The sequence below is a fragment of the Streptomyces sp. NPDC045899 genome (genome assembly GCF_056431485.1).
In genome coordinates this window covers 1-12468 of the sequence record NZ_JBWKKP010000023.1, presented here as the reverse complement: position 1 = coordinate 12468, position 12468 = coordinate 1, and the positions used below count along the sequence as shown (strand labels likewise).

The window sequence follows — 12468 nt, the reverse complement described above, 5'->3', positions numbered from 1 at the left end:
CGTCTCCTTCGGTCAGAAGGCTGCGTTGAAGACGAGGCCCGCGAGCACGGCCCCGATCAGCGGACCCACCACCGGGATCCAGGCGTAGGACCAGTCCGAGGTGCCCTTGTTGGGGATGGGCAGCACGGCGTGTGCCAGGCGCGGGCCGAGATCGCGCGCCGGGTTGATGGCATAGCCGGTCGGCCCGCCCAGGGACAGCCCGATCCCGACCACCAGGAAGGAGACGAGCAGGATGGAGATACCGGAGCCGTAGATCGCGGTGCCGTCGCCGTCCGTGCCGGCCACCGGGCCGATGCCGATCCCGTCGACCCTGCCGAAGGCCAGCAGCGGCAGCACCAGGGCGGCGGTGGCGATGATCTCGGTGACCAGGTTGGCCACCGGATTGCGGAGTTCCGGGATGGTGGCGAAGACCCCCAGCGTGGGCTGGGCGTTCCGCTCCTCGGCGTTGGCGGCGAACTGGGCGTAGTACAGCAGCCAGGCGAGCACCGCGCCGATGGCGGCGCCGACCAGCTGGCCGAGGATGTAGAGCGGCACCTTGTCCCAGTCGCCGGTGTCGACGGCGACGCCCACGGTCACGGCCGGGTTGAGATGGGCGCCGGAGAGCGGCGCCGCGGTGTAGGCCCCGGCCAGGACGCCGAAGCCCCAGCCGAAGGCGATGACGATCCACCCGGAGGCTTTCGCCTTGGAGTGGTTCAGGGTGACGGCGGCACAGACGCCCGCTCCGAAAAGGATCAGTATCGCGGTGCCGATGACCTCACCGGTGAAGATGTCCCCATTGCTCATGGCGGCTCCTAGGACCTCGCCCGGGACGCGGTGCCCCGGTCCTCCGTGCTGGGTCGTTTCGAGCGTGCGGATGCATCGGAATCGCCCATGGGGGGTGAGCGTGGTGGAGCCTGCGCGCGGCGATGCCGACGGACACCGCAGAAGTGTTACCCCGAGGTCATGTGGCGTCAAGGTGATGAACGGCAACGGTGTCCGTCACGGCCGGGCCCCGGACGGCGGTGCCCCGCACTCGCTCAGCACACCGCGATCACCGAGGAACCGTGTCCGAACAGCCCCTGGTTGGCGGTGATCCCGGTGTGCGCACCCGCCACCTGACGGTCGCCCGCGGCACCGCGCAACTGCCAGGTGAGTTCACAGACCTGGGCGATGGCCTGGGCCGGGACCGCCTCCCCGAAGGAGGCCAGTCCGCCGCTGGGATTGACCGGGATCCGCCCGCCCAGTGCGGTGGCCCCCTCGCGCAGCAGCTTCGCGCCCTCCCCGGCGGCGCACAGCCCCAAGTCCTCGTACCACTCCAGCTCCAGCGCCGTGGACAGGTCGTACACCTCGGCCAGTGACAGGTCCTCCGGTCCGAGCCCGGCCTCCTCGTAGGCCGCCCGCGCGATGGAGGGACGAAACGGATCGGGACCCGGACCGGCCCCGGGGGCGGAGTCGGTGGCGATGTCCGGCAGATCCAGCCCGGTCCGCGGATGGCGCGGCGAGACCGAGGACACCGCGCGGATCCGCACCGGCCGCCGGATCCCCCGCCGCCGTGCCACCTCCATGCTGCCGAGCACCAGCGCCGCGCCCCCGTCGGAGGTGGCGCAGATGTCCAGCAGCCGCAGTGGATCGGCCACCACGGCGGACGCGGCCACCTCCTCGGCGGTCACCGGGGAGCGGTAGCGGGCACGGGCGTTGAGGGCCCCGGCCGCCGCGTTCTTCACCTTGACCCGGGCGAAGTCCTCGGGGGTGTCGCCGTACAGGGCCATCCGGCGGCGTGCCCACAGCGCGAAGTAGGCGGGGTTGGTGGCACCCAGCACCCGGAAGCGCAGCCAGTCCGGATCGTCGGGGCGCTCACCGCCCGCGGGTGCGAAGAAGCCCTTGGGCGCCGCGTCCGCGCCCACCACCAGCACGGTGTCCGCCATACCCGACAGGATCTGGGCGCGGGCGGTGTCGATCGCCCGCGCACCGGTGGCGCAGGCCGCGTACACACTGGTGACCTTGGCGCCCTGCCAGCCCAGCGCACGGGCGAAGGTGGCCCCCGCCACCTGGCCGGGATAGCCACAGCGCACCGTGTTCGCCCCGACCACGGACCGGATCGCGGACCACTCCAGACCGGCGTCGGCGAGGGCGGCACGGGCGGCCGCCGTCCCGTACTCGGTGAAGTCGCGGCCCCATTTGCCCCACGGGTGCATTCCGGCACCCAGCACCGCCACGTCGCCGGTCATGACGCCTCCCCGGGAACGGGCCGCCAGTGCCAGGTGGTCAGGGTCCGCCCGTCCTCCTCGGCCAGCACCCCGGGCACCACCTCGACCTCCATGCCCACGGCCAGATCGGCCACGGTCACCCCGGGCGCGCCCTGGCCGAGCACCACCATCCCCTCCGCCGCGAGCTCCACGGCGATCAGGGTGCGGGGCCGCCAGGGGAGGCCGGGGTCCGAGGGGTACGGGGCGGGCGGCCGGTACCGCCCGTCGGTGTACGACCAGACGCGGCCGCGCGGGGACAGCGGCACCTCCTCCAGTGCGGTACCCGCACAGCCGGGGGCACGGCACGAGGCGTTCTCGCGCGGGAAGTACACGGTGCGGCAGCGGCGGCAGCGGGTGCCCAGCAGCCGGAACGCGGTGGAGTCGTCCGGGGTGAACCACCCCGGCACGACCGGTGTTCGGGTACGGGACACGGCCCCTCCCGGCAGACGGTCCGGTGGATGGCGGAAAACAGAACTGACGGTACGTCAGAAGTCTGCCACGGGAACCGCGCCCCGTCACCGGCACCCGTCACCGGCTCCCTGCCGCCGACTCCCTGTCGTCGGCCGGAAGGGGCCGATGACCTCAGTGACCGGTCAGCGACCGGCGCGCCACGGGGAAGTCGAAGTAGGTGTCGGGGAACAGCTCCGGCTTGTAGGTGTAGTGCCACCATTCCTCGGCCAGGTTGACGAAGCCGAGCCCCTCCATGGTGTCCTTCAGCAGCATCCGGTTGGCCCGCTGCACCCCGGTGATCCGCGGATCCAGGGTGTGCGAGAGTGTGTCGAAGCAGTCGTAACCGGTGCCCATGTCGACCGAGTTGTCCGGGAACCGCTCCTTCTTCGGTCCGTAGCAGGACGTCAGTTCCTCACCGGGCTCATACGGCCGGGTGGGCTTCGCGGGCAGCCGCACGATCGTCAGATCCAGGGTGCTGCCCCGGCTGTGCCCGGACTTCTCGGCGATATAGCCGTCCTCGAACAGCCGGGTCTTGTCCACCCGCGGATAGAACTCGTCCTTCATCCGCTGGTCATCGAGGTCCTTCGCCCACGACACGAAGGTGTCCACCGCCCGCTGCGGGCGGTAGCAGTCGTACACCTTCAGCGTGTACCCGCGCTTCAGCAGCCGCGTCTGCGCGCGGTGGAGCGCCTTGGCCGCAGGACGGGTCAGGATGCACATCGGACGGCGGTATCCGTCGACCGGATCACCGGTGAAGTTGTGCTCGGTGATGTACCGGATCTCCTGGAGGATCGTGGGGTCCACATCGCTCAGCGCCACGAACTCCTCGGGCGCCTTGGGGTCGGGTCCGGCCTGCGCGGGGCCGGAGGAGGCCACGGCCATCAGGGCGGCGAGGGGCAGGGCGAGGGCGCGCAGCACGGCAGCACATTTCAGCATGGCCATCCTCTATCAGTGGTCCGGGCCGCGGACAACCCCCGGCTGTGGCCGAGCGGCCTCGCTGACGTCCGGCGCGGTTCGGGTGCGCCCCCGAAGGGGCGCGGGGACCTGCGCGACCGGCCACGGCGCTGCCGCGGGACGTATGACGGCACTTCGCGCCACGCCGCCCGGAGCGCTCAGCGGCGGCCCCGCACCCGCACCGGATGGTCCACCGCGGCCCCGTCCTCCCGCTCCACCCGCACCTCACCCGCGCGCAGCCGGGTGGTGAACCGCACCACCTCGGTCCGCTCCCAGCCGTCGCCCCGGTCCTCGACCAGCACCCCGACACCGCCCTTGCGCCCCGGGACCGGGGCCCACACCTCCAGCTCCACCCCGCCGTCCGCCCCGGTCACCGGGACCACCGACCCCGCCCGCGCCAGCACCGGGATCCGCGACAACGGGGCGTCCAGCACCACCTGTCCCGGCCCCTCGTACGGCACCCCGGTCACCGTGTCGTACCAGCGGCCGCGCGGCAGCCGGACCGTACGCCGCTCGACCCCCTCCTCCAGCACCGGTGCCACCAGCAGCGCGTCCCCCAGCAGGAAGGCGTCGTCGCAGTCGCGCAGCGCCCGGTCCTTGGGGCTGCGCCACCACACCGGCCGCACATAGGGCGCGCCGGTGCGCGCCGCGAGCTGGGCGAGAGTGATGAAGTACGGCTGCAGCCGCTGCCGTTCACGCAGTGCCGCCGCCGCGAACTCCAGCACCCGCGGTCCGAACTCCCAGGGCTCCCGCCGCCCCGCCGTCAGGGCCGAGTGGGTGCGGAAGAGCGGCAGATACGCCCCCAGCTGGAACCAGCGCAGATACAGCTCCGGCGACGGGGAGCCGGTGAACCCACCGATGTCCGGTCCCGAGTACGGCACGCCCGACAGGCCGAGCCCCAGCACCAGCGCCAGTGAGGCCCGCAGCCCCGGCCAGCCGGTGGCCACGTCCCCGGACCAGCTGCCGCCGTACCGCTGCAGGCCCGCCCAGCCCGCCCGCGAGAAGAGGAACGGCCGCTCCCGCGGGCGCAGTTCGCGCAGCCCCTCGTACCCCGCGCGCGCCATCGCCAGCCCGTAGACGTTGTGCGCCTCACGGTGGTCGCCACCGCGGCCCTCCAGCGCGTGGCGGGCCGAACGGGGCAGTGTCGTCCCGCCGAAGGCGCCGAACGCCGCCGGTTCGTTCATGTCGTGCCACACCCCGGAGAACCCCTGGGCCAGCCGTTCCGCGTAGAGCGCGCCCCACCATTTGCGCGCCCGCGGATCGGTGAAGTCCGGGAACACCGACTCACCCGGCCACACCTCACCGCGCACCTCCAGGCCCCGGGCGTCGCGGACGAACACATCGGCCGCGGAACCGCTGTCGTACACCGCGTCACCCGGCTCCGCCTTGACCGCGGGGTCCACGATCGACACCAGCCGGACGCCCTCGGTCCGCAGCTCGGCGGCGAGAGCGGGCAGATCGGGGAAGCGCCCGCTGTCCACCGTGAACACCCGGTGCCCGGCGAAGTGGTCGATGTCCAGGTGCAGCGCGGACAGCGGCAGCCCGCGTTCCCGGTAGCCCGCCACCACCCGGCGCACCTCCTCCGCGTCGCCGAAGCCCCAGTGGGCGTGGTGGTGGCCGAGCGCCCACGCGGGCGGGACGGCCGGCGAGCCGGTGAGCGCCGCCCAGCCGTGCAGCACCCGCGCCGGAGTGCCCACGATCACCCAGTAGCGCAGCGGACCGCCCGCCATCCGCAGCCGGCAGCGGCCGGGCCGGTCATGGCCGGAACCCTCGCCCTCCTCACCTTCCCGCAAGGTGAGGGCACCGTCCCAGGAGTTGTCGTGGAACACCAGGTGCGTACCGGCGTCCGCGACCACCAGCTGGACCGGCGCGGTGAGGGAGAGCGGATCGTCGCCCGGCCGGAAAGCGCCCCCCGGATCGGTGTTCCACAGCCGGTACCGGCCGTCCCGCAGCCGCGGCCCCGACGACCGTCCGCCGAGCCCGAAGACCCGCGCGTCCGCCGCCACCTCGGACCGCTGCTGCCAGCGGGCGCCCTCGCCGGCCGGCCCCCGGGGACGGCCTTCCGGGTCGCGCCCCACCGCCTCGGGCACCCTCCCGCCGCCCTCCGGCCCGGACGCCGCGGCGGCCGGTTCCCACCAGCGCGGCGGCAGATCACGGCGGAGCGGCACCCCGCCCGGGGTCCGCACCTCCACCGCGCCCGTCCGGGAGACCGCCACCGTGACCCGTTCGGACACCACCCGCCAGCCGCCGACCGTGTCCGGCTCCAGCACCGCCCGGTCGTCCACCTCCGGACAGCCGTGGGCCAGCGCGTACGACGGCTCCGGCTCCGCCCCGTCCCAGCCGCAGAACACCGCGCCGCCCGCCGTCACCCGCACCCGCAGCGACGACCGCGCGAACCGCACCACCCCGCCGCCCGGCTCCGGATCCGCGCCGATCACCGGACCGGGTACCCGGGCCAGCTCCGGCCCCCGGCGCGGCAGGCCCACCGCGTCCGAACGCCGCCGCTGCCACGCCGCCCGCAGCGACCGCAGCCCCCGCGCCGTACCGACCGCCTTCACCGACCGCACCAGCTTCCCCGACCGCACCGGGTCACGCGCATCCATACTGCTCACCCTGCCATTGACGGAGCCGGTGGCCACCACAGTTCAACTGCCGTTCACCCGTGGTCCGGCCACACCCCCCGGCCGCCGGATATGGAGTGGCGCCCCTGGTGCGGGGGTCGATCACATGGCATCGTCCTGCACGGAGACCGACGAAGCCGACCCAGACCACACAGAGCGCACACACCACATCCACGAACCAGATCAGACCAGACGACGCCGACGCGGATCGACGCGGACGACATGGGCGGCGTGGCCCATGCCGACAGCCCGGGAGCCGACACATATGAACACCCCAGCCCACTCCGAACACCTGCCGCGGCCCCTGTGGCAGCCCGGAGCGGACCGGATCACCCGGTCCCAGCTGACCCGCTTCCACACCTGGGCCGCCGAGCGGCACGGCGCGCCCGCGGCCACCCCGGACGACCCCACCGCGAGCTACGCCGCGCTGCACCGCTGGTCCGTGTCGGAGCTGGAGACCTTCTGGGCGGCCGTCGCCGAGTGGTTCGAGGTCCGGTTCAGCACCCCGTACGAGTCGGTGCTCGCGGACTCCGCCATGCCCGGGGCCCGCTGGTTCCCCGGCGCCACCCTCAACTACGCCGAGCACGCGCTGCGCGCGGGGGAGGACCCGGCCCGCGCCGAGGCCCCCGCCCTCCTCCACGTCGACGAGACGCAGGAGGTCACCCCGATGACCTGGGCCGAGCTGCGCGGCCAGGTCGGCGCCGTCGCCGCCGAGCTGCGCCGCCTGGGCGTCCGCCCCGGTGACCGGGTCAGCGGCTATGTCTCCAACATCCCGCAAGCCACCGTGGCGCTCCTGGCGACCGCCGCCGTCGGCGCCGTGTGGACCTCCTGCGCCCCCGACTTCGGCGCCCGCAGCGTCCTGGACCGCTTCCAGCAGGTCGAGCCGGTGGTCCTGTTCACCGTCGACGGCTACCGCTACGGCGGCAAGACGCACGACCGCGCCGAGACCGTCGCCGAGCTGCGCCGCGAGCTGCCCACCCTGCGCGCGGTCGTGCACATCCCGCTGCTGGGCACCCAGGCCCCGGAGGGCGCGCTCGACTGGGACACGGTGGTCGCCGAACCGGCCGAGCCGGTCTTCGAGCAACTGCCCTTCGACCATCCGCTGTGGGTGCTCTACTCCTCGGGCACCACCGGCCTGCCCAAGGCGATCGTGCAGTCCCAGGGCGGCATCCTGCTGGAGCACCTCAAGCAGCTCGGCCTGCACTGCGACCTCGGACCCGACGACCGCTTCTTCTGGTTCACCTCCACCGGCTGGATGATGTGGAACTTCCTGGTGTCCGGTCTGCTGGTGGGCACCACCGTGGTCCTCTACGACGGCAGTCCCGGCTTCCCGGACACCGCCGCCCAGTGGCGGGTCGTCGAGCGCACCGGCACCACCCTCTACGGCACCTCCGCCGCCTATGTGATGGCCTGCCGCAAGGCCGGGGTCCACCCGGGCCGCGACTTCGACCTCTCCCGGGTGCAGTGCGTGGCCACCACCGGATCCCCGCTGCCGCCCGACGGTTTCCGCTGGATCCACGACGAGGTGGCGGAGGACATGTGGATCGCCTCGGTCAGCGGCGGCACCGATGTGTGCAGCTGTTTCGCCGGGGCCGTGCCCACCCTCCCGGTCCACATCGGCGAACTCCAGGCGCCGGGTCTTGGCACCGACCTCCAGGCGTGGGACGCACAGGGCAAGCCGGTGGTCGACGAGGTCGGCGAGCTGATCGTCACCCAGCCCATGCCGTCCATGCCGGTGCGCTTCTGGAACGACCCCGACGGCAGCCGCTACCGCGACAGCTACTTCGAGATGTTCCCCGGAGCCTGGCGCCACGGTGACTGGATCACGCTCACCGACCGCGGCACCGTCGTCATCCACGGCCGTTCGGACTCCACGCTCAACCGGCAGGGCGTCCGGATGGGATCGGCCGACATCTACGAGGCGGTCGAGCGGCTGCCCGAGATCCGTGAGTCGCTGGTGATCGGCGTCGAACAGCCCGACGGCGGCTACTGGATGCCGCTCTTCGTCCACCTCGCGCCGGGTGCGTCGCTGGACGACGGGCTGCGCGACCGCGTCAAGCGGACGATCCGCGAGAACCTCTCGCCGCGCCATGTGCCCGACGAGATCATCGAAGTGCCGGGGGTGCCGCACACCCTCACCGGCAAGCGCATCGAGGTCCCGGTCAAACGACTCCTCCAGGGCACCTCGATGGACAAGGCGGTGAACCCGGGCTCGGTGGACAACGTGGAACTGCTGCACTTCTACGAGCGGCTGGCCCAGGAGAGGAAGGCGCAGTCCGGCTGACCGCCAGGGCGGCGGGCCGGGCAGGGGTGACGTACGGCGGGCCTATCCGCCGTACGTCGCCTGCGACTCGCCCAGCACCGCCGCCAGGTCGGCCGCCAGCGGCTCCGCCTCACCGGGAGCGAGGGCGGCCGTCGTGATCCGCACCCCCGGCGCGGACGCCAGCCGGAACCGCGCCCCGGCCGCCACCCACCAGCCGTGCGTCCGCAGCCCGTTGACCACCGCCGCCTCGTCCCGCACCGGCACCCACACATTCATCCCGCTCGCGCCGTGCGCGGAGATCCCCCGCGCCGACAACTCGGTGAGCAGCGACGCCCGCCGCTCGGCGTAGGCGGTACGCGCCGCCCCGACCAGCTTCCGTGTCCCCGGATCGGTCATCAGCCGGGTCACCGTCTCCTGAAGGACGTGGCTGACCCAGCCCGACGTCAGCAGCAGCCGTCCGTCGTGGCGGGCCAGCGTCGTCCGGTCGCAGGCGAGCGCCCCCCACCGCAGATCCGTGCCCAGGTGTTTGGAGACCGTACGCACCTGGGCCCACCGCGCCGGACCCCCGGTCGTCAGACTGTGCAGCGGCACCCCGGCGATGTCCGCGGCGTGGTCGTCCTCGATGACCAGGACGTCGGGTGCGTCCTCCAGCACCTCCAGCAGCGCCGCGCGCCGCCCCTCGGAGAACCAGCCGCCATATGGATTCTGTGAGCGCGGGCTGTACACCACGGCGCGCACACCGGCCCGGAGCGCCGCCCGGAGCGCATCGGGGCGGATTCCCTCGTCGTCCACCGCGACCGGTACGGAGCGCAGTCCCAGTGCCGGGACCAGATCCAGCAGATGGTGGTAGCCGGGGTCCTCCATGGCCACCGCGTCACCGGGCTTGAGCTCGACGGACAGCAGCCGTGCGATGCAGTCCAGCGCGCCCTGCGCGAAGGTGATGTGCCCGCTCGGCACGCCATCGCGCTCGAACCAGGCGCGGGTGAGCTCCTCCAGACCGGACAGCCGGGGCCGGGCGCGGTGCGAGCGGACACCGGGGGAGAGCCGGGCGGACGGCAGCTCGGCGGGCAGGAAGGCCGGATCGGGATGACCGCCCGCCAGATCGCGTACCCCCGCGGGCACCGGCGGCGGACGGCGCGAGGCGACCGCGGGAGCCTCGGCGATCACGGTGCCGCCCCGGCCGTGCGTCATCACGATCCCGCGGCGGCGCAGCTCCTTGTAGGTCGTGGCGACCGTGCCGGGGCTCACGCCCAGCCGCTCGGCCAGGCGGCGCACCGGGGGCAGCGCGGCGCCGGGGACCAACGCCCCGTCCACGACTCCCTGTTCGATCGACGAGGCAATCCCCTTGGCCGTGGTGCCAGTGATCTCGTATTGTATCGCCACAGACATTATTCTGTACCAATACAAAGAGCGTGTCAACTCGTGTTCAGGGGGAACCAGGTGAGCAGGCCATGGAGGCGCACCGCACACGGCGAGCGCGTTCCGCTCGGCAAACGCATCCCCGGTGGCCAGGACGGCCGCCGGATGCTCGTCGTCAGCTTCGTCGACCGGGTCGGCTCCGGACTGTGGGGAGCCACCGCCGCCCTCTACTTCACCTACGCCGCCGGGCTCAGCACCGCCGAGATCGGCCTGCTGCTCGGCGTGTCCGGCGCCGTCGGCATCGCGGGCCCGCCCCTCGGCGGCGCACTCGCCGACCGCGTTCCGCTGCGCCCCCTCCTGATCGTCGTCCAACTGGTGCGCGCCGTGGCCTCACTGGCCCTGCTCAGCACCACCGATCTGCGGCTGCTGCTCGCCATCGCCTCGCTGGGCAGCCTCGGCGACCGCGCCTCCTCCGTCCTCACCAAGCTCTACGCGACCCGGGTCGCGGGCGCCGACCGTGCCCGCTACCAGGCCATCAACCGCACCGCCGCCAACACCGGCTGGGCCGTCGGCGGACTGATCGCGGCCGCCGCGCTGACCAGCGGCTCCCTCACGGTCTACCGCTGGCTCCTGATCGGCGACGCCGTCTCCTTCGTCGCCTCCGCCCTGATCACCCTGGGCTGCGCCGAACCGCCCTCGGCCACCCGCGTCGTGGCCATCTCCGACCCCCGCGACGGAAAGCCCGACGAAGGGTCCCGGGAGACCGCGCCCCGCACCCCTCCTCCCAACCCCTGGCGCGACCGCGGCTATCTGACCTTCACCGCCACCGAGGCCGTGCTCTTCCTCGACGACTCCGTCTTCAAGATCGGCCTGCCGCTGTGGGCCGCGACCGCCACCGACGCACCGCACGAACTGGTGCCCCTGCTGCTCGTCCTCAACAACGTCCTCGTGGTGCTCTTCCAGGTACCCATGGCCCGGTTCGGCGCCACCCCGCATACCGCGCGCGCCACCCTCTGGCCGCTGGCGGGCGCCTTCCTCCTCGGCGGCGCCGCGCTGGCCGCCTCCACCGTCGGCGCGACCTGGCTCGCGGTCGCCGCGCTGGTACTGGCCGCCACCGCCTTCACCGTCGCGGAGATGCTGCACGCCACGATCTCCTGGGAACTGTCCGTCGCCCTCGCCCCGCCCCGTGCCCAGGGTTCCTATCTCGGCGTACACGGTCTGGCCCAGGCCGTACAGCGCAGCGTCGGACCCCTCGCGGTGACCGCGGCCATCGCCGCCGGACCGCTCGGCTGGCTCGGCTTCGGCGCCGGGCTGGCCGCCATGTGCGGCGCCCAGCGGCACCTGGTCCGGGACCGCGGCGACGGGGCGTTGTCAGTGGCCCCGGTTACGGTGAGTGAGCATTGACCAACGGGCGCTGAGGGGGAGTCATGGCGCACACCAGGCACGGCGGCAGGAAGCGGAGCGGACGCGGCAGGCCGCGGACCGGTCCCGGCACAGGACGGGGGAGGACGGGGCGGCTCACCGCGCGGCGCGCCCTGCGCAGAGAAGTGCCCAGTACCGTGGCGCTGCTGGCGGACGAACGGGACTTCACGGCCATGCGGCGCTATGTGTCGTTCACCTTCGATGACCACGCCCGCTATCTGCGGGAGATGGAAGGGCTGCTGCGGGCGCTCGCCGCCCGGGGCGTCCACACGGCGATCGCCCTCTTCGACCCGGACGGTTACGAGGAGTTCTGCGCGGAGGCGGGGCTCGACCCCGACAGCCCCGCCAGCCGCACCCGCTACACGGCCGAGACCGCCGCCGCGGGTGGCACCCTCACCTATGACGGACAGCCGATCGACCGTCTGGTGCCGCGGCTGATCGGAGCGGCCGAGGAGCGGGCCACGCTGGAGTACGCCTCGGCCCTGCTCTCCCGCGCGGGCGCCCGCGACGACCTCGTCCGCGCGGCGTCCGCGCGCGCGGCCGCAGCGCTGCGGGCCGTGCTCGGAGCGGCCGGGCCGGGGACCCACCATCTGGTGTGCAGCGTCCCGGCGGGCGGCACCTCGCTGGTCGCGGTGGTGCACGCCGAGACACGGGGAGAGCATCCGGTGCGGGCGGCCGAGCCCGGCGCCCAGCTCTTCCGCACCGTGCTGGCCTGCGGTATCGCCACCCGGAGCCCGGGCGGCATCGTGCTGCGCACCTCGGCCCCGGGGCAGCGGGACCGGGTCCGCGGCTGGGCCCTGCACGACGGCTGGCTCCGGCCCCTCAGCGAAGCGGAGGTGTTCACCGCCTACTGCACGGACGCGGAGACCGGCGAGCCCATCCCGCCGGAGCACGGTGTCGAGTACCGGGCGGGCATCCCGCTCACCCGCCCCGAGGACATCCGGCCCGCCGGGGACTGAGCACGGCACAGGGCCCGTTCCTCCGCGGTGATCGCGGTGGAACGGGCCCTGGGGACACCCGGCCTCGGGAGCCTTCCGGCTCACTCGCCGGAGAGTACGGCCTGTGCTGCTCGGCGGGCGTCTTCGGCGGTGTCGGCTGCTCGTGCTGCTGCGGCGGCTCGTTCGCATTGGGCGAGGGTGTGTTTGGCAAGGGTGGTGCGGACGTAGGGGATGGC

At 73.4% G+C, this 12468-nt stretch carries 9 protein-coding genes and 1 pseudogene; 3 read left to right on the top strand and 7 right to left on the bottom strand.

What is annotated here, in order from left to right; all coding sequences use genetic code 11:
- Positions 1 to 12: 12 nt before the first annotated feature.
- The 5 genes from AC07FT_RS27955 to AC07FT_RS27935 all read right to left on the bottom strand — a co-directional run bounded on the left by AC07FT_RS27955 (position 13) and on the right by AC07FT_RS27935 (position 6232).
- Positions 13 to 783, bottom strand: coding sequence for an MIP/aquaporin family protein (locus AC07FT_RS27955; protein WP_471204727.1), 771 nt, complete (start codon positions 781 to 783; stop codon positions 13 to 15).
- Between the two features lie 233 nt (positions 784 to 1016).
- Positions 1017 to 2207, bottom strand: coding sequence for a lipid-transfer protein (locus AC07FT_RS27950; RefSeq protein ID WP_479178633.1), 1191 nt, complete (start codon positions 2205 to 2207; stop codon positions 1017 to 1019).
- Complete coding sequence (locus AC07FT_RS27945; protein WP_479178632.1) at positions 2204 to 2656, bottom strand: Zn-ribbon domain-containing OB-fold protein; 453 nt, start codon at positions 2654 to 2656, stop codon at positions 2204 to 2206. Before AC07FT_RS27945 ends, AC07FT_RS27950 begins: the two co-directional genes overlap by 4 nt.
- 151 nt (positions 2657 to 2807) lie before the next feature.
- Positions 2808 to 3611 (bottom strand): M15 family metallopeptidase, encoded by an 804-nt coding sequence (locus AC07FT_RS27940; protein ID WP_479178630.1) that lies wholly within the window; start codon positions 3609 to 3611, stop codon positions 2808 to 2810.
- A 176-nt stretch (positions 3612 to 3787) separates the two neighbouring features.
- Complete coding sequence (locus AC07FT_RS27935; RefSeq protein WP_479178629.1) at positions 3788 to 6232, bottom strand: glycoside hydrolase family 31 protein; 2445 nt, start codon at positions 6230 to 6232, stop codon at positions 3788 to 3790.
- Positions 6233 to 6515: 283 nt separating this feature from the next.
- On the opposite strand from AC07FT_RS27935, the gene AC07FT_RS27930 reads away from it, so the two are divergent.
- Positions 6516 to 8534, top strand: coding sequence for an acetoacetate--CoA ligase (locus AC07FT_RS27930; RefSeq protein WP_479178628.1), 2019 nt, complete (start codon positions 6516 to 6518; stop codon positions 8532 to 8534).
- Positions 8535 to 8576: 42 nt separating this feature from the next.
- On the opposite strand, the gene AC07FT_RS27925 is transcribed toward AC07FT_RS27930, so the two are convergent.
- Positions 8577 to 9896 (bottom strand): aminotransferase class I/II-fold pyridoxal phosphate-dependent enzyme, encoded by a 1320-nt coding sequence (locus tag AC07FT_RS27925; RefSeq protein ID WP_479178627.1) that lies wholly within the window; start codon positions 9894 to 9896, stop codon positions 8577 to 8579.
- 57 nt (positions 9897 to 9953) lie between these two features.
- On the opposite strand from AC07FT_RS27925, the gene AC07FT_RS27920 reads away from it, so the two are divergent.
- Both AC07FT_RS27920 and AC07FT_RS27915 read left to right on the top strand, forming a co-directional pair.
- Positions 9954 to 11276, top strand: coding sequence for an MFS transporter (locus AC07FT_RS27920; protein WP_479178625.1), 1323 nt, complete (start codon positions 9954 to 9956; stop codon positions 11274 to 11276).
- Between the two features lie 23 nt (positions 11277 to 11299).
- The gene (locus AC07FT_RS27915; RefSeq protein ID WP_479178624.1) at positions 11300 to 12253 is read left to right on the top strand and encodes a hypothetical protein; all 954 of its coding nucleotides are present in this window, start codon (positions 11300 to 11302) and stop codon (positions 12251 to 12253) included.
- Between the two features lie 80 nt (positions 12254 to 12333).
- On the opposite strand, the pseudogene AC07FT_RS27910 reads toward AC07FT_RS27915, so the two are convergent.
- A pseudogene (locus AC07FT_RS27910) lies at positions 12334 to 12468 on the bottom strand (putative PEP-binding protein); the annotation flags it as partial.